This window comes from Arthrobacter cheniae, assembly GCF_003602275.1.
GTDB lineage: Bacteria > Actinomycetota > Actinomycetes > Actinomycetales > Micrococcaceae > Arthrobacter_D > Arthrobacter_D cheniae.
Window position 1 is genome coordinate 267,573 of the sequence record NZ_QZVT01000001.1, and the last position, 17,504, is coordinate 285,076.

General features: G+C 66.5%; 15 protein-coding genes, 1 pseudogene and 1 riboswitch. Of the genes and pseudogenes, 11 read left to right on the forward strand and 5 right to left on the reverse strand.

From position 1 onward, the window contains the following. Positions 1-44 precede the first annotated feature (44 nt). Positions 45-1,319: an FAD-binding protein gene (locus D6T63_RS01340; protein WP_120147221.1), complete on the forward strand. Its 1,275-nt coding sequence runs from the start codon at positions 45-47 to the stop codon at positions 1,317-1,319. 85 nt (positions 1,320-1,404) lie between these two features. Here the strand turns inward: D6T63_RS01340 and D6T63_RS01345 are convergent, their stop codons facing one another. After that, entirely contained in the window at positions 1,405-2,268 is an 864-nt protein-coding gene (locus D6T63_RS01345) for an MBL fold metallo-hydrolase (RefSeq protein ID WP_120147222.1), read from the reverse strand. Positions 2,269-2,353: 85 nt separating this feature from the next. After that, on the reverse strand, positions 2,354-2,701 hold the full coding sequence (fdxA, locus tag D6T63_RS01350; RefSeq protein WP_120147223.1) for a ferredoxin: 348 nt from the start codon (positions 2,699-2,701) through the stop codon (positions 2,354-2,356). A 216-nt stretch (positions 2,702-2,917) separates the two neighbouring features. Here fdxA and D6T63_RS01355 point away from each other — a divergent pair, with 216 nt between their 5' ends. The 9 genes from D6T63_RS01355 to D6T63_RS01395 are packed head-to-tail and all read left to right on the forward strand — an operon-like array spanning position 2,918 to position 13,204. Beyond that, the gene (locus D6T63_RS01355; protein ID WP_120147224.1) at positions 2,918-4,645 is read left to right on the forward strand and encodes a nitrite/sulfite reductase; all 1,728 of its coding nucleotides are present in this window, start codon (positions 2,918-2,920) and stop codon (positions 4,643-4,645) included. Beyond that, positions 4,642-5,352: a phosphoadenylyl-sulfate reductase gene (locus tag D6T63_RS01360; protein WP_120147225.1), complete on the forward strand. Its 711-nt coding sequence runs from the start codon at positions 4,642-4,644 to the stop codon at positions 5,350-5,352. The genes D6T63_RS01355 and D6T63_RS01360 overlap by 4 nt, the downstream gene beginning before the upstream one ends. After that, entirely contained in the window at positions 5,334-6,263 is a 930-nt protein-coding gene (gene cysD, locus D6T63_RS01365; protein ID WP_120147226.1) for a sulfate adenylyltransferase subunit CysD, read from the forward strand. The genes D6T63_RS01360 and cysD overlap by 19 nt, the downstream gene beginning before the upstream one ends. Then, positions 6,263-7,651 (forward strand): sulfate adenylyltransferase subunit 1, encoded by a 1,389-nt coding sequence (locus D6T63_RS01370; protein WP_120147227.1) that lies wholly within the window; start codon positions 6,263-6,265, stop codon positions 7,649-7,651. Before cysD ends, D6T63_RS01370 begins: the two co-directional genes overlap by 1 nt. Continuing rightward, positions 7,641-8,831 carry an ABC transporter substrate-binding protein gene (locus tag D6T63_RS01375; RefSeq protein ID WP_120147228.1) on the forward strand — a complete coding sequence of 397 codons (1,191 nt, stop codon included), beginning with the start codon at positions 7,641-7,643 and terminating at the stop codon, positions 8,829-8,831. Before D6T63_RS01370 ends, D6T63_RS01375 begins: the two co-directional genes overlap by 11 nt. Next, positions 8,828-9,544, forward strand: coding sequence for an ABC transporter ATP-binding protein (locus D6T63_RS01380; protein ID WP_120147229.1), 717 nt, complete (start codon positions 8,828-8,830; stop codon positions 9,542-9,544). The genes D6T63_RS01375 and D6T63_RS01380 overlap by 4 nt, the downstream gene beginning before the upstream one ends. Continuing rightward, positions 9,534-10,496, forward strand: a complete 963-nt coding sequence (locus D6T63_RS01385; protein WP_120147230.1) for an ABC transporter permease — start codon at positions 9,534-9,536, stop codon at positions 10,494-10,496. Before D6T63_RS01380 ends, D6T63_RS01385 begins: the two co-directional genes overlap by 11 nt. Next, a complete protein-coding gene (gene cobA / locus D6T63_RS01390) occupies positions 10,493-11,698 on the forward strand; it encodes a uroporphyrinogen-III C-methyltransferase (RefSeq protein ID WP_120147231.1) in 1,206 nt (401 codons plus the stop codon). The genes D6T63_RS01385 and cobA overlap by 4 nt, the downstream gene beginning before the upstream one ends. Positions 11,699-11,749: 51 nt before the next feature. After that, positions 11,750-13,204: an FAD-dependent oxidoreductase gene (locus tag D6T63_RS01395; protein WP_120147232.1), complete on the forward strand. Its 1,455-nt coding sequence runs from the start codon at positions 11,750-11,752 to the stop codon at positions 13,202-13,204. An 80-nt stretch (positions 13,205-13,284) separates the two neighbouring features. On the opposite strand, the gene D6T63_RS01400 is transcribed toward D6T63_RS01395, so the two are convergent. Then, entirely contained in the window at positions 13,285-13,722 is a 438-nt protein-coding gene (locus D6T63_RS01400) for a PIN domain-containing protein (RefSeq protein ID WP_182976831.1), read from the reverse strand. Positions 13,723-13,926: 204 nt separating this feature from the next. Continuing rightward, positions 13,927-14,052: riboswitch (SAM riboswitch) on the reverse strand. 369 nt (positions 14,053-14,421) lie between these two features. Between D6T63_RS01400 and D6T63_RS01405 the strand changes: the two are divergent. Further along, positions 14,422-15,660, forward strand: a pseudogene (locus D6T63_RS01405) (cobalamin-independent methionine synthase II family protein). A gap of 25 nt (positions 15,661-15,685) precedes the next feature. Here D6T63_RS01405 and D6T63_RS01410 read toward each other — a convergent pair. After that, positions 15,686-16,723: a glycine betaine ABC transporter substrate-binding protein gene (locus D6T63_RS01410; protein WP_120147234.1), complete on the reverse strand. Its 1,038-nt coding sequence runs from the start codon at positions 16,721-16,723 to the stop codon at positions 15,686-15,688. Continuing rightward, positions 16,720-17,484 (reverse strand): ABC transporter permease, encoded by a 765-nt coding sequence (locus tag D6T63_RS01415; protein WP_120147235.1) that lies wholly within the window; start codon positions 17,482-17,484, stop codon positions 16,720-16,722. The genes D6T63_RS01410 and D6T63_RS01415 overlap by 4 nt, the downstream gene beginning before the upstream one ends. Positions 17,485-17,504 lie beyond the last annotated feature (20 nt).

Sequence of the window (17,504 nt, forward strand, 5' to 3'; positions counted from 1 at the left end):
GCTTTCATTCTCGCCGTCGCGATACCAGCCAGACAAGGACTGCCATGATCGAGGAACAGGTACGGGACAGGCTCAACTGGGCAGGCAACTACGAGTACTCCGCCCGGACCATCGAGCTCCCCACCACGCTCGCCGAACTGCAGCGCGCGGTCGCCGGGGCCACCCGCGTCAGTGCGCTCGGCTCCCGCCATTCGTTCAATGACATCGCGGACACGCCGGGGACCCTCGTGTCCCTGGATGTACTCGACCCCGCAGTGGAGATCGACGAGGCCGCGCTCACCGTGACGGTGAGTGCCGGCGTCCGTTACGGTGTCCTCGCCGAACACCTGCAGCGCCGTGGTTTCGCCCTGCACAACCTCGCATCCCTCCCCCACATCTCGATCGGCGGAGCCGTCGCCACGGCGACTCACGGCTCGGGTGACGGGAACGGCAACCTCGCTACCGCCGTCGTCGCGCTCGAGCTCGTCACAGCGTCCGGTGATGTCCTGACCGTCTCGAAGGGTGACGAGGATTTCGACGGCATGGTGGTCGGTCTCGGCGCGCTCGGCATCGTCCACCGCGCGACCCTCCGCATCGAGCCGTCCTTCGACGTCCGCCAGGACGTCTTCACCGACGTCCCGTGGGATGCGGTGCTGGCGGACTACGACGCCGCCACCTCCTCCGCCTACAGCGTCAGCCTCTTCACGGACTGGTCCGGGGACACCATCGGCCAGGCCTGGCTCAAGAGCAGGATGGACAGCGGCTCGGCCGTCCCGGATCAGTTCTACGGCGGAGCGGCGGCGGACCGCGCGTACCACCCCGTGCCCGGAGTGGCCGCGGACCACTGCACGCAACAGTTCGGCGTCCCCGGACCGTGGTCGGACCGGCTGGCGCACTTCCGCCTCGCCTTCACCCCCAGTAACGGGGAGGAATTGCAGACCGAGTACCTCGTGGGTCGCGAGCACGCTCTCGGGGCCATCGCTGCGATGCGAGCCCTGGCGCCACGGATCACGCCGCTCCTGCAGGTCTCCGAGGTGCGCTCGATGGCCGCCGACGAACTGTGGCTCAGCAACAACTACCAGCGCGCCGGAATCGGCCTCCACTTCACCTGGAAGCCTGCGCAGCCGCAGGTCGAGGAGTTGCTGCCGGAGATCGAGGCGGCCCTCGCACCATTCGCCATGCGACCGCACTGGGGCAAGCTCTTCACGATGGATGCTGCCCAGCTGGCGCCGCTCTACCCCCGCTTCGGAGACTTCCAGGCCCTTGCGCGCAGGACGGACCCCGAGGGTAAGTTCCGCAACGCCTTCCTCGACCGCACGATCTTCGGGAAGCCGGCCTAGTCCGTCGGCCCACCGCTCCTGGCAGCCCGGCTCCGAGGAGTTCCAGCAGCTCGGCTCAGGACTGGATCAGCCCCGACGACGCAGGCTAGTGCTTGCGCGTCAGCCAGTTCCAGTGAGCGAGGGTGCGCAGCCTGATCAGCAGGGCGCGCGATTGCTCAGGGCCGTACGGCAGGATCGGGATCGCCTTCGTCACGTCGAGCGAGGCCTCGTCCATGGCGAGACGCGTCACCCGGACGGCGCTGCGCATCTTGTTCATCTGGGTGATGACCTCGGACACGGACACGGGCTCGCCGTGACCGGGCACGAAGACGTCGTAGAGGTCCTCGAGCGCCACCATCTTGCCGAGCGTGCGGATCCAGTCCGCGGGAAACGAGTCTTCGAACGCCGGGTCGGCACCCTCCTCCACGAGGTCACCCGTGAAGAGGACGCTGCCCGCTCCTACCAGCAGGTCGTGGTCGGTATGGCCACGGCCGAGGTGGAACAGCGTCACGGACATGTCGCCGAGGTCGATGTCCACGGGCGTGCCCTCCACGAGGCGGTTCGCCGGAACCACGTCGGTATGCCTGCCGCCGCCCGCGCCCATGGCGGGTTCGACGGCGGCGACCAGCGTGCGCTGCTCCTCACCCGTCTCACCCTGCACCGTGCCGCAGCGCGACGTGGCCCAGAACTCCTCGACGCCCTGGGCTGCGAAGTACCCGTTCCCGAAGAAGTGGTGGGCATGGGCGTGGGTGTTCACGACGAGCAGGGGCAGACCGGTGACGTCCCGGACGTGCGAATAGATCTCCGCCGCTCCGATGGGCCCGGCTCCGGTATCGACGACCAGCGCTCGCTCCGTCCCGACGACGAGCCCGACATTCATCCGGAAGCCGGCTGTGCGCAGCAGGTAGATGCCCGGCGCGAGCTCACGCCAGGGGCTGCGGGTCGCGGCGCTGGGGGCGTCGTCGGTCATGGGGTCCTTTCGGTAACGGCAGGACTCCCAGTGTAGGTGGGCACGCGGTCAGGGCAGGATGTGCTGCCTAGCCCCCGGACGCCACCTAGGCGGGCTGGTTCTGGGGCGGGAGGACCGCGATGATCGGGTGGTCGAAGCCCGTGTTGCCGACCTTCGCCGCTCCGCCGGGTGATCCGAGGGCCGGGCCGGTGGGGGCGGGCACGTCGAAGAACTCCACATTGGCCTTGTAGTACTCGGCCCACTGCTCGGGGGTGTCGTCCTCGTAGTAGATCGCCTCGACCGGGCACACGGGCTCGCACGCCCCGCAGTCCACGCACTCATCGGGGTGGATGTAGAGCGACCGTTCGCCCTCGTAGATGCAGTCGACAGGGCACTCCTCGATACAGGCCTTGTCCTTGACATCCACGCACGGCTGCGCAATTACGTAGGTCACGTCCGATGCCCTTCCTCGAGCGTTGCGGGCCGGGCATCGACGTTCGCCAGCCGGTACTGAACACCAGCGTACGCATCACTGGTGGGGGTTCATCGAGGGAGGCTTCCCGTGGCGTCCCATGACGTGGTGCGTCGGCGTGTTACGTCGTGCGGCCCCCGGTGAAGGGCCGGGACACCCAACTCCTGAGCAGGGTCTGCGTCCCCGTACTGTCCCTGTATGACGAGTTCAACAGCAGCCGCTACGAACACACAGGGCCGGTCCGGTGCAACCAGACCGGGCAGACCCCACGGTCAGTGGAGGGTCGACGGAACCGCCCCCCTGAACGCGAATGAGGCGTGGAAACAGGAGGACGGCGGCCTGAATGTGCGGGAACGCATCGAGCAGGTGTACTCGAAACGGGGCTTCGACTCGATCGAGAAGACCGACCTCCACGGGCGCTTCCGCTGGTGGGGTCTGTACACCCAGCGGAGACCGGGCATCGACGGCGGGAAGACTGCAACCCTTGAACCTCACGAGCTCGAGGACAAGTACTTCATGTTGCGGGTGCGTATCGACGGCGGCTCCCTCACGACTCATCAGTTACGCGTCATCGGCGAGATCTCCACGGACTTCGGACGGGGAACAGCTGACCTGACCGATCGCCAGAACATCCAGCTGCACTGGATCCGCGTCGAGGATGTGCCGGAGATCTGGCGCCGCCTGGAGGACGCCGGTCTTTCGACCACCGAGGCCTGCGGTGACGTACCCCGGGTCATCCTCGGTTCGCCAGTCGCCGGTATCGCCGCCGATGAGATCATCGATCCCACCCCCGCTATCGAAGAACTGGCGAAGCGCTTCATCGGGGACCCGGAACTGGCCAACCTCCCCCGGAAGTTCAAGACGGCGATCACGGGCCATCCCAGCCAGGACGTGGTGCACGAGATCAACGACGTCGCCTTCGTGGGGATGGTCCATCCAGAACTCGGACCGGGCTACGACCTCTGGGTCGGAGGCGCCCTCTCCGTCACGCCCCGGCTGGCGGAGCGCCTCGGCGCGTTCGTCCAGCCCCATCAGGTTGCCGACGTCTGGGTAGGCATCACCAAGATCTTCCGTGACTACGGCTACCGCAGGCTGAGGACCAAGGCGAGACTCAAGTTCCTGCTGGCTGACTGGGGTACGGACAGGTTCCGCGACGTCCTCGAGGAGGAGTACCTCGGGTATCGGCTGACCGACGGACCACCGGCCGCGAAGCCCTCGACGCCCGGTGACCACGTCGGAATTCATCGGCAGAAGGACGGACGGTACTTCATCGGGGTATCGCCGGTCGTCGGACGGGTCTCCGGTGCCACCCTCACCTCACTCGCGGCGTTGCTCGAGGACCATGGGTCGGGGCGGCTCCGCACGACCCCCCACCAGAAGCTGGTCCTCCTCGATGTCCCCGAGCATCAACTCGACTCCCTGGTTGATGGCCTGGAAGCCCTGGGCCTCACCCCGAAGCCGTCGGTGTTCCGGCGTTCCTCCATCGCCTGCACGGGGATCGAGTTCTGCAAGCTGGCCATCGTGGAAACCAAGATCACAGCAGCGACAGCGGTGGCCGAGCTCGAGACGCGGCTCGCGGACCTCGCCGAATCCGGGGTGCTGCCGGAGCGGCTCTCCCTCCACGTGAACGGGTGCCCCAATTCCTGTGCCCGCATCCAGACGGCGGACATCGGGCTGAAGGGTCAACTACTACCCGACGGCGACGGCGGCCAGTCTCCTGGTTTCCAGGTCCACCTCGGCGGCGGTCTGGCCTCCCTGGATCGTGAGGAAGCCGGTCTGGGACGCACTGTCCGCGGCCTCAAAGTCACCGCCGATGATCTTCCCGAGTACGTGGAACGGCTGGTGCGCCGTTTCGTCGCCGACCGGCACCTGTCCGAGACATTTGCGGAGTGGACGCACCGCGCCGACGAAGGAGCACTGCTATGACAGGGAGACTGCGCACCAGCGAGGCGCTGCAGGCGCTCGCCGGACGGGGCAATGAGGAGCTCGGCTGGGACTCATCGTCCGCCGACGTCGTGGCCTGGGTGGCGCGGGAATTTCCCGTGCGGGCCGTGGCAGTGGCCAGTTCCATGGCCGACGCCGTACTGCCCCACCTCGTCTCCCAGCAGCTTCCCGGCGTCGACGTCCTGTTTCTCGAGACGGGCTACCACTTCCCCGAGACCATTGCCACGCGCAACGAAGTGGCGGCAACCTTCGACATCAACCTGGTGGATGTCCTGCCGGCACTGACCGTGGAGGAGCAGGACCGTACGTCAGGCAAAGATCTGTTCGCGACCGATCCGGCCCAGTGCTGTGCACTGCGGAAAATGAGTCCCCTGAAAAGCGCGCTGGCGGGCTACGAGGTCTGGTTCACCGGGGTACGCCGCGACGAGGCTCCCACGCGCACCAAGACTCCCTTGGTGACGTGGGATCCGCTCCATGACCTCGTGAAGGTGAACCCGTTGGCCGCCTGGACCTTCGATGCGCTCCTCGACTACGCCCAGCTGCATCGGGTCCCCGTCAACCTGCTGCTGTCCAACGGCTACCCCTCGATCGGCTGCCATCCCTGCACGCGACCCGTTGCCCCGGGAGAAGACCCGCGAGCCGGCCGCTGGGCCGGCCTCGCCAAGACAGAATGCGGGATACACCAGTGAGCACCTATACCGGGAACCGCGTCCTTTCCAGCCTCGATGCCCTCGAATCCGAAGCGATCCACATCCTGCGCGAGGTATTCGCCGAATTCGAGCGACCCGCGCTGCTGTTCAGCGGGGGGAAGGATTCGGTGGTGATGCTGCACCTCGCGGCGAAGGCATTCTGGCCCGGGCGGGTCCCCTTCCCCGTGCTCCACATCGACACCGGGCACAACTTCCCCGAGGTCCTCGACTTCCGCGACGACACCGTGGAGCGGCTGGGGCTCCGCCTCGTCGTGGGATCGGTGCAGGACTATATCGACGACGGGCGGCTCGCCGAGCGGGCGGACGGCACGCGGAATCCGCTGCAGACCCAGCCGCTGCTCGATGCCATCAGAACCAACCGCTTCGACGCGGTCTTCGGTGGAGGCCGCCGCGACGAGGACAAGGCACGGGCCAAGGAGCGCATCCTCTCGCTGCGTGACGAGTTCGGCCAATGGGATCCCCGGAACCAGCGCCCGGAACTCTGGAAGCTCTACAACGGGCGGCACACCGTCGGCCAGCATGTGAGGGCCTTTCCCATCTCCAACTGGACCGAGCTCGACATCTGGCGGTATATCGAACGCGAGGGCATCACCCTGCCTCCCCTGTACTACGCGCATCCCCGCGAAGTCTTCCGGCGCGACGGGATGTGGCGCGCCGTGGGAGAAGTATCCCAGCCTGCGCCTGGCGAGCAGGTGCAGGTCCGGACCGTCCGCTACCGCACCGTCGGCGACATGTCCTGCACCGGTGCCGTCGAATCCGATGCGGCCTCCGCTGCCGCAGTGGTCCGTGAAGTGGCGCTCAGCACCATCACCGAACGCGGCGCCACCCGTGCCGACGACCGCATTTCCGAAGCCGCCATGGAGGACCGAAAGAAAGACGGGTACTTCTGATGACCACCCTGACCGACAACGGCACGGCACTTTCCACCGCATCCCTTTTCCGCTTCGCTACGGCAGGCTCGGTCGACGACGGGAAGTCGACGCTGGTCGGACGGCTGCTGCATGACAGCAAATCGGTCCTGGCCGACCAGCTCGACGCCATCGAGCGTACTTCCGCCGAACGTGGTTTCGGTGGCGCCCCGGTCGGCGGGGTGCAGCAGCTCGACCTCGCCCTGCTCACGGACGGACTGCGCGCCGAGCGCGAGCAGGGCATCACTATCGATGTCGCCTACAGGTACTTCGCGACGGCGAACCGCTCCTTCATCCTCGCGGACTGCCCCGGGCACGTGCAGTACACCAGGAACACGGTGACCGGTGCCTCCACCGCGGACGCCGTCGTCGTGCTCATCGATGTACGCAAGGGCGTCCTCGAACAAACCCGCCGGCATCTCGCCGTGGCGCGGCTCCTGCGCGTGCCCAACCTCATCGCCGCCGTCAACAAGATCGACCTCGTGGACTACAGCGAGGCCCGGTTCCGCAGCGTGGAGGCGGGGTTGCAGCTCGCGGCCGCCGACCTGGGAGAGACGAATCTGACGGTGGTGCCCGTCTCGGCCCTGGTGGGGGACAACATCGTCGGTCGCTCGGAGCGCACACCCTGGTACGGCGGCCCGTCCCTCCTCGAGATCCTGGAGGAGCTGCCCGCACTGGCCGACCTCGAGACGGGCAGCGAGTCCTTCCGCTTCCCCGTGCAGACCGTCCTCCGCCCCCAGGGCGCCCTCGCACCGGGACTCGACCCCGCGACGTACCGCGATTACCGCGGCTATGCCGGGCAGATCGTCGCAGGCACCGTCCGCGTGGGCGACACCCTTACAGTGCTTCCGGGACAGCGGAGCACCGTGGTGTCAGGGATCGACATGGCCGGTGAGCACCTTGACGAAGCCTTCGCACCCCAGTCCGTGGTCCTCCGGCTCAGGGAGGATCTCGACATCTCGCGCGGCGATCTGCTGGCCGCTCCCGGTACGAGCGGGAAGAGCAGCCAGGACATCCAGGGTTCGCTGTGCTGGCTCTCGCCCGGAACCCTCCACCCCGGCGCCGGGGTGCTCATCAAACACAGCAGCTCGACGGTGCGGGGAATCGTGCAGGACATCCTCGGGCGGCTGGATCTCACCACATTCACCGAGCAACCGGCCTCCCGGCTCGACCTCAACGACATCGGTACCGTGCGCCTCCGGGTCGCCTCACCGCTGCCGGTCGACTCCTACGCCGAATCGCGTCATACCGGCTCATTCCTCGTGATCGACCCGGCGAACGGAAACACCCTGGCCGCAGGAATGGTCACCGGGCCAGGGCCCGCGACCACGGGCGATACCGGTTCCTCGAAGGAACCCGATGCCTCCTGAGATTCCCGTACCGGTCAATGAGAACCTGCCCCCACGACCGTCAGGGCGGGGCCGCGTCCTGCGGAACCGGGTCGTGGAGACGGTGCTTTCGGCATGCCTCGTCACGACGGTGGCCGCCGGCGCAGCCGTCGCCGCCTACGCCTCATCCCAGCGGGCAGCCTCCGGCGATCCCGCAGCCCAGCCGGTCTCGGAGGCGGAGGAGCTCCGGCTCGGCTACTTCGGCAACCTCACCCATGCCCCTGCCCTCGTGGGGCTCGAGACGGGCATCTTCGACGATGAGCTGGGCAGCACGAGCCTGAGCACCCATGCCTTCAACGCGGGCCCGGCGGCTATCGAGGCACTGAACGCAGGGGCCATCGACGCGACCTTCATCGGCCCGAACCCTGCCATCAACTCCTTCATCCAGAGCGAGGGCGAATCCCTACGGGTCGTGGCAGGAGCCACGTCCGGGGGTGCGCAACTCGTGGTGCGCGCCGGTATCGACGAGCCGGAGGACCTGCGCGGTGCAACCCTCGCGACACCCCAGCTCGGTAATACGCAGGACGTGGCGCTGCGTACCTGGCTGTCGGACAACGGTCTGACAACCGGTACCGGCAACCCCGGTGACGTTCTCATCACCCCCACCGAGAATGCCCTGTCCCTGCAGCTCTTCTCGAGCGGCGACCTCGACGGAGCATGGGTTCCTGAACCATGGGCAGCCCGGCTCGTCCTGGAGGCGGGTGGCACGGTCCTCGTGGATGAAAAGGACCTCTGGCCGGGTGGACGGTTTCCCACCACCCTGCTGGTCGTGGCCGCGGACTATCTGACCAGGCACCCCGAGCAGGTCAAAGCCCTTCTCCGGGGTGAGTTGCGCTCCGTGGAATGGCTGGCAGCGAAGACCGGGGAAGCCGGGAACACCGCTGAGGCCGCGCAGGTGCTGAACCGGGGCCTCGAGTCTGCGCAGGCCAAACCACTACCCGACGCCGTGATGGGCAGGGCTCTCAGCCACCTCGAATTCACGCAGGACCCCCTGAGCAACTCACTGGAACAGCTTCTCGCTGACGGCATAGCTGCAGGTACCGCCACGGAGTACGACATCGATGGCATCGTGGACCTGACACTCCTCAACGAGGTACGCGCGGAATCGGCACTCGCTCCGATTCCGGCGACCGCGCAGCGGGAGGGTGACGGATCCTCATGAGTGAAGCGCCCTGCATCGCCATCAAACAATTGTCCAAACGCTTCTCGCCGCTGGGTCCCTTGGTCCTCGACTCCGTGGATCTCGACGTAGCACCGGGTGAATTCGTCACACTCCTCGGCGCATCGGGCTGTGGGAAGTCGACGATGCTCAACCTCATCGCGGGTCTCGAGCGGCCGACTTCGGGCTCCATCTCCGCACCCAAGGTCGCGTTCATGTTCCAGGACGCGTCCCTGTTCCCCTGGCTCTCCGCCCAGCGCAACGTGGAATTGGCGCTCGAACTGCGGGGGGTTCCACGGCTCCGACGAAGCATCGAGGCGGCACGCCTCCTCGACGTGGTGCACCTCACCGACGCCGCCCACAAGAAACCCCACGAGCTGTCCGGCGGCATGCGCCAGCGGGTCGCGCTGGCCCGGTCACTCGCACAGGACCGGGAAGCCCTGCTCATGGACGAACCCTTCGCGGCACTCGATGCGATAACACGGGACCTGCTGCACGAGGAGTTGCTGCGCGTGTGGCGGGAGACGGGCCGCACCATCATCTTCATCACGCACAACGTCCGCGAGGCCGTTCTCCTTGGTCAGCGGGTGCTGCTGATGTCATCACGGCCGGGCAGGGTGGTCGGCGAATGGTCCACCACCGGCCAGGATGCGGCAGCCCTGACGACGCACATCACCGCCGAACTTCGAAAGGAGATCCGCCGCCATGCAAGCTGAGACGCGCACTACCGTGCCCTCCACCTCCGGAGCCCCCGTCACGGACCTGCGGGCGCAACCCCCCACCCCGATTCCGGATCCTGATCCGGGAGCACATACGGGCCGGGAACTCGACGCCGGCCTCGATGCCCTCCAGCAGCAGGCTGTTCCTCCCATCGGATGGTCCTCCCGGGTGGCCAAGGCCCTGTTGCCCCTCGCCGCGGTCGGAGCGGTGATCTACGTCTGGCAGATGTACGTCTGGCTGGTGAGGCCGCGACCCGATGTGCTCCCCGGTCCCGCCGAAGTCCTCGGAACGCTCCGCGACCTTCTCGCTGACGGGCAGGCGCAAGCGGTCATCCTGACCAGCCTGGAGCGCGGCTTCGCGGGCTTCGCCATCGCTGTCCTGATCGCCACTCCGATCGGCCTGCTGCTCGTCCAGAGCAGGTTCCTGCGGGGCGCGTTCGGCCCCATCATCTCCGGCCTGCAGGTCTTGCCCTCGGTGGCATGGGTGCCGGCCGCCATCATCTGGTTCGGCCTGAGCGATGCCACCGTGTACTTCGTGGTCCTGATGGGTGCCGTGCCCTCCATCGTCAACGGACTGATTTCCGGCGTCGACCAGGTGCCCGACCAGTACCGCCGGGTGGGCCACGTCCTGGGAGCCGGACGGTGGGTCCTCGTGCTGAAGATCGTCCTGCCGGCGGCGCTTCCCGGGTATGTTGCCGGGCTGAAGCAGGGTTGGGCCTTCTCCTGGCGCTCGCTGATGGCCGCGGAGATCATCGCCACCGGCGGAGCCCTCGGCTTCGGTCTCGGTGGCCTGCTGGAGCAGGGCCGCGTGCTGTCCGACATGGCGGTGGTCATGGCGGCTGTCCTGATCATCCTGTCGATCGGGGTGGTGGTGGAACTGCTCCTTTTCGGGCCGCTGGAACGCCGCCTGCTCAGGCGTCGCGGGCTCCTCGTGGCAGGTACCTCATGACCTATCCCCTCGGTCTCCAGCTGAAGGGCAGGAAGGTCCTCGTGGTGGGCGGCGGACCGGTGGCCGCACGCCGCATACCCGCGCTGGTCGCGGACGGCGCCCTCGTCACGGTCATCGCGCCCGACGCGTGCGAGGACGTCCGGGAACTCGCAGTGGCGGGGGCCCTGGAATGGGAAGCCCGGAGCTATTCACCCGGCGACCTCGACGGCGCATGGCTGGTGCTGGCCCATTCCGGCAGCAGCCACGTCCAGGACGCCATTGCCGCGGATGCCGACGCCGCACGCATCTGGTGCGTCAAGGGTGGGGATTCGGCGAACTCCACTGCGTGGGTCCCCGCCGTGGCATCGCTCGACGGCGTCACGGTAGCGGTCAACACCGACGGGGATCCAAAGCGCGCCATGGCCCTGCGCGACGGCGTGGCCGCGGCTCTCGAGACCGGTGTCCTGCCGCTGCGGCGTCGTCGGAAGAACTTCGGCGAAGCCGGGAGGGTCGCACTCGTGGGCGGCGGACCGGGGGTTGCAGGCCTGATCACGTCCCGCGGCCGGCAGTTGCTGGCGCAAGCGGACGTGGTCGTCGCCGACCGGCTCGGGCCCCGCTCCGTGCTCGCCGACCTCGCACCGGAGGTCCAGCTCATCGACGTGGGCAAGATGCCGGGGCACCACCCCGTACCGCAATCGGAGATCAACACCATCCTGGTGGAACAGGCGCTCCTCGGCCACCTCGTGGTCCGGCTGAAGGGCGGTGACCCCTATGTGCTGGGCCGGGGCGGAGAAGAGGAACAATACTGCCGGGAGCACGGAGTATCCGTGGAAGTAGTGCCCGGTGTCACGTCGGCGATCTCGGTTCCTGCCGCCGCCGGAATTCCCGTCACCCACCGCGGCGTCGCAAAGGGGTTCAGTGTCCTGACCGGCCACGAGGGCCTGACCCAGCAGATCGGGCTCATCCCGCGGGGCAGCGACCACACGCTGATCCTCCTCATGGGGGTCTCCCTCCTCCGACGATCCGCCCGGACCCTGATCGACGGCGGACGCGCTGCTGGAACCCTCGTGGCTGTCATCGAGGACGGTTGGCTGCCCACCCAGCGCGTCACCACCGGAACGCTCGACACCATCGCGGACCGCGCCGAAGCCATCGGCGTCCGTGCTCCTGCCGTCATCGTGGTGGGCGACGTCGTCGCACTCTCCCCACACTTTCTGCCCTGACCCACTCCGCGCCCTGCCCGGCACTCCATCGACGATCGAAGGAACCCTCCCATGTCCACCAGCGCGCCCATTCCCACGCCTTCCGGAAGCCCCGCCCGCCTGCTGCGGGTCGCGATCATCGGGGCCGGACCGGCAGGCGTCTACGCCGCCGATCTCCTGACCAAGTCGAAGCCCGTCGAGACCGGCCTGCTCGAGGTCAGGATCGACCTGTTCGACCGCTACCCGGCACCCTACGGGCTCATCCGGTACGGCGTTGCTCCGGACCATCCCCGGATCAAGGGGATCGTCGACGCACTCCACAAAGTGCTCGACCGCGGCGGTATCCGGTTCTTCGGGAACGTGGACTACGGCACCGATATCACCCTCGAGGACCTCCAGGCACACTACGACGCGGTCATCTTCGCCACCGGGGCAATCCTGGACGCGGACCTGAACATCCCCGGCATCGAGCTCGAGGGATCATTCGGCGGAGCCGACTTCGTCTCCTGGTACGACGGACACCCTGACGTCGATCGCACCTGGCCACTGGAGGCCAAGGAAATTGCCGTCATCGGTAACGGCAACGTCGCCCTGGACATAGCCCGGATGCTGACCAAGCAAGCCGACGACCTCCTCACCACCGAGATCCCGGACAACGTGTACGAGGGACTGAGGGCTTCGCCCGTCACAGACGTCCATGTCTTCGGGCGGCGCGGACCTGCCCAGGTGAAGTTCACACCGCTCGAACTCCGCGAACTGTCCCACTCCCGCGACGTGGACATCGTGCTCTACCCCGAGGACTTCGCCTTCGATGCTGCCTCCGAGCAGCAGATCGCCGCCAACAACCAGACCAGAACGATGGTCAAGACCTTCACGAACTGGCTCGTGGAGGACGAACCCACCGGCGCCACCCGTCGGCTCCACCTCCACTTCCTCCACACCCCCGTCGAGGTCCTGGGACCGGACGGACGGGTTACAGGAATCCGATTCGAGCGCAACGAACTCGACGGCTCGGGTCATGCGAAGGGCACCGGAGAGTTCTCCGATTACCCGGTGCAGGCGGTCTACCGGGCAGTGGGGTACTTCGGATCACCGCTGCAGGGTCTCGCCTTCGATCATTCACGGGGGGTGCTCCCGAACGAGGGAGGCCGCGTGCTGGGCGCGGACGGGCAGCGGGTACCAGGGCTCTACACCACGGGTTGGATCAAGCGCGGACCCGTCGGTCTGATAGGCCATACGAAGGGTGACGCATCGGAAACCATCGAATGCCTCCTCGCCGACTCCTCGTCCCTCCTCCACGATTCACCGTCGCGCGGGGAGGATATGGAACGTCTACTGAAGGCCCGCTCGCTGGAGTACACCACGTGGGAGGGGTGGCAGAGACTGGATGCCCACGAAAAACTCCTTGGCGAGAACAACGTATCGACCGTGGACGGGCGCCCCGTGCTACGTGAGCGGATCAAAGTAGGTTCCCGCGAAGAGATGGTTCACGTCAGCGGACGGCTGGGTCTCCCCCACGCCATGTGATGCCGCTGTCCTATGCGTGAAACTCGCCACGGACCCGTGAAGGGCCCGTGGTTCGGGCCCCGCGTAGAGCCAGGAGGTGATTACGGAGCAAGCGCCGCCGCATCGCTGTCGCTATTGCCTATCCATGGGTTGATGGCCGGCACCGCCAATGCCCGGTACAACTCGGCATTCCCGGATACGATGGCAAGGCTTTTCTGCAGGGCAGTAGCGGCAATGAGCGAATCGATCGCCGGGACACCGGCATTGCCGGACATCGGGCCCCAAAGAGCAGCAACCTCGGCATCAACGGGCAATATATGCGCACCGTACCGCTCCGTGAACTCGTGAAGCCAATTCCCCACTCCACGGAAGTGCTCATCCCGGATCAGCGAATGCAGCTCGCCGATAGTCAGGACCGACACGAATATCCGCAGGTGTCGCCGTCTTTCGAGGAATTCGATGACGGCCGGGTCGGGGTCCGAGCTCCGCAGATGCACGATGACATCGGTGTCCAGGAGGAGTCCGCTCGTGCGCTTCACGCCTCGGACGTCGACGGGGACGAACCGGCGACCCCTGGGCGGCCAACGGCTGGATGAGGGCCGAGAAGAAAATCCACGAATGCCTCCCGCGGGGCGATCAGTACCTCGTAGTCGTGGATGCTGACTGCGGAAGGTTGGGCCTGGTGAGGCGGAGGGGCATCAGTGGGAGTAGCCATGGGCGGGCGACGCTGGGCCGCATCCTTTCGCGAGCTCTTGCCCGCACCAGATACCCCTGGGAGTGAATGCAGGCCGCTTCCTCATCCGAACCACCCAACGAGCGCAGGGTTGGTATGTGACCAAGTCGGAGCTTGACGGCCACAATTCATGAAGCTGCTGCGAGTATAACCACGTATCGCCCGGCAAAGAAAATACCCGGGGTCATGGCGGGCAACAGACGGCGGTTCCGAGGAGAGAGGCGATAACAGCACGATCCCCTATTCCGAGGACGATTGTTGGGGAACATTACGCAATTGATTTTTCATGCGCCCTGATCGTCGTCCATGATGGTGGACAGCCCCTCCGATTGGTGCTCGGCCGCTGGCCGTGGAGGGGGCGTGCCTTACGTCACCGGTGGATTTAGAGCCCTAAGCCACACCATCCAGAGCAGCTGAGAGACCTGCCTCCATGACGCTGCAGCTTCCCCCGGACCCCCTGTCCGAAAGGGTGCTAATGGCAGGACCGATGGAAGGGAACAGCATCATGACACTCGATCGCATCCACACCAGCCACGCGGGTTCCTTGCCCCGTACTCCGGAACTCATTGCAGCGAACGCAGCCAGGACATTCTCCGAGGACGGCTTCACCCTGGAACGCGGGCCCGAATTCGAAGGGTTGCTCACCGCAGCGGTGGTAGACCTCGTTCAGCGCCAGAAGGACCTGGGAATCACCATCCCGGGTGACGGTGAGTACGGCAAGGCGATGTCGAACGCCGTCGATTACGGGGCGTGGTGGACCTACAGCTTCCAGCGCACGGCGGGTCTGGAACTGACGGACTTCAACCCGATCCTCGCCGAACCCGTCCGGAGTGAACCCGGCGCTATCAGATTGACCTCGTTCGCCGACCGGCGTGACTGAACCCGCTTCGCCTCCGCCTACCAGGATCCCGAGAGCGGAATCCAGATCGGCAGGAACGCCACGGCGTTCCCCTCTGCGACGGGTCCGATCTCCTATACCGGGCAGGCCGCGCTGGCCAGCGACATCGCGAACCTCAAAGCGGGCCTGGAGACTGCGGACATTCCGACCGGGTTCATCACTGCCCTCTCGCCCGGGTCCGCAAGCAGGATCGGCAACGATTACTACGCCGGTGAGGAGGAATTCATCTACGCGTGGGCCGACGTGTTGCGGGAGGAATACCGTGCCATCGTCGACGCAGGACTGATCGTCCAGATCGACGACCCGTCCATCGCCGAGAACTGGGACCAGATCAATCCGGAACCCAGCATCGAGGACTACCAGCGATTCACGCAGATCCGGGTCGACGCCCTGAACTACGCCCTCGAAGGGCTGCCCGAGGACCAGATACGATTCCATGTCTGCTGGGGGTCCTGGCATGGTCCCCACACCACGGACATCGAGTTCCGCCACATCGTGGACCTCGTGCTGGGTATCAACGCCGGTTCGTATTCCTTCGAGGCCGCGAACGCCCGCCATGAACACGAATGGGCACTGTGGCAGGACATCAGCCTTCCCGCCGGGAAGGTACTGGTTCCCGGTGTCGTCTCACACGCGACCAACGTCGTCGAGCATCCGGAACTGGTGTCCCAGCGCATCGAGCGCTTCGCACGCCTGGTGGGCCGTGAGAACGTCGTCGCGGGCACGGACTGCGGGTTGGGCGGAAGAATCCATCCGCAAATCGCTGCCGCGAAGCTCGAGACCTTGGGCCGCGGCGCGAGGATCGCATCGGACAGGCTCTTCGCCCGCTCCGCCACGGTGGTCTGACCGGCAAGTTCCAGGACCGGCGGGTTCAGGGCTCGGTGATGAACCCGTTGTCGATCATGAACTCGAAGGCGACGTCTGCTGGTTCTTCGCCGTCGACGTCGACGCGCAGGTTCATACTCCTCAGGGCCTCGTCGGTCAGTGTGGGCGCGATCCGGGCGAAGACGTCCTCGAGCTCCGGGTACCGCTCCAGCGTCTCCTCGTAGAACACCGGGGCGGCATTGTAGGCCGGGAAGAAATTCAGGTCGTCCTCGAGGAGGGTCAGATCGAGCGCGTCGATCCGTCCGTCGGTGGCGAAGACCTCCCCGAAGTTGCAGGCACCGTTGTCGGTCGCGGTATACACGGCACCGGTGTCGTAGATGCCGATGTTCTCGTCCGGGACACCGGTAGCCACGCCGCGTTCAAGCCCGTAGTGCGCGAGCATCGGTGTCACTCCGTCGGCCCGCGAATTGAACTCCGCTTCGACGCAGAACGTGCGCTCCTCCGGAGGCAGCTCCGCGAGCCCGGACATGGTGGTGATACCACCGAGCTCCTCGATCGCCTCGGTGCGCACAGCCATGGCATAGGTGTTGTTCAGTGGTGCCGGCGCACCCCAGACGAGTCCGTTCGCGAGGTCGGCATCCCGGACTGCAGTCCATTGCTCCTCCTGGTCCGCGATGCCGGCTTCCTCACCAAGGAACGCCAACCAGGCCGTACCGGTGTACTCCCAGGTGAAATCCGCCTCACCGGTGAGTACGAGGTCGCGTACGGGCTGGGAACCGGGAGCATTGGTCAGATCCGTCACGTCGAAGCCTGCGGCCTGTGCGGCCAGCACCGAAATCTTGCCGAGAATCAGCTGCTCCGTGAAGTTCTTCGAGGTCACGGTCAGCGGTGCACCATCGACACCCTCGATCGGCTCGATGCTCCCCGCGCCTGCGTCAGGCACGTAGGACGTGGCGGGTTGGAGCCCGCAGCCGGTGAGGACCACACCACCGACCGCAACTCCGAGCGTCGCCGCGACATATCGGACCCGACCGCGCCTGGCGGCCGAGGACCATCGGGAGTACCTGGTCGTCGTCGTGCTCATGAGAGTCCTTTCGGGCGCGCGAGGTGTTCGACGACGCGTCCCACCCAGTCGATCAGCAGGGCCAGCAGCGCGACGATCACTGCACCGGCCACGAGCACGCGGGGCAGGTTGAGGTTGACGCCGGTGGTGATGAGGATGCCGAGGCCGCCTCCGTTGATGAAGGTGGCAAGCGCTGCGGTGCCGACCAGGAGGACGAGGGCCGTGCGGATTCCTGCGAGCATGATCGGGACGGCGAGCGGCAACTCGACCCGTAACAGGACGGACAACGCACTCATCCCCATCCCACGGCCGGCCTCGACCAGTCTGGAATCGACCTGATTGATGCCCACCATCGTGTTCCTGAGTACCGGTAGCAGCGCGTAGAGCACGAGCGCCGTCACTGCGGCCCGGAAGCCGAAACCGAGCCAGGCTGCGAGCAGCACCACGAGACCGATCGCCGGCGCGGCCTGCCCGATGTTCACCACGGCCAGCACCGGTCCGGTGAGTCTTCGGAACGGTCCGCGAGTGAGGATGATGCCGAGCGGGACGGCGATCACCAGCACGATCAGTGCTGACAGCAAGGTCAGAGCGAGATGTTCCCGGGTATAGACGACCAGGGAGGCAGGACTCAGTGTCGTTCGTTCCGTCGGGGTCAGATCCGCGGCGACCAGCCACACAGCGAGGAGGATACCCGCGAGGAGAATTCCACCCAGCTGAAGGAGCAATGGCCGCCAGGACAGCCCGGCCGCGTCAGCTGCAAGAGCCACGGTCTGCGCGCCCATCGCCGGACCCTGAGGCGCTC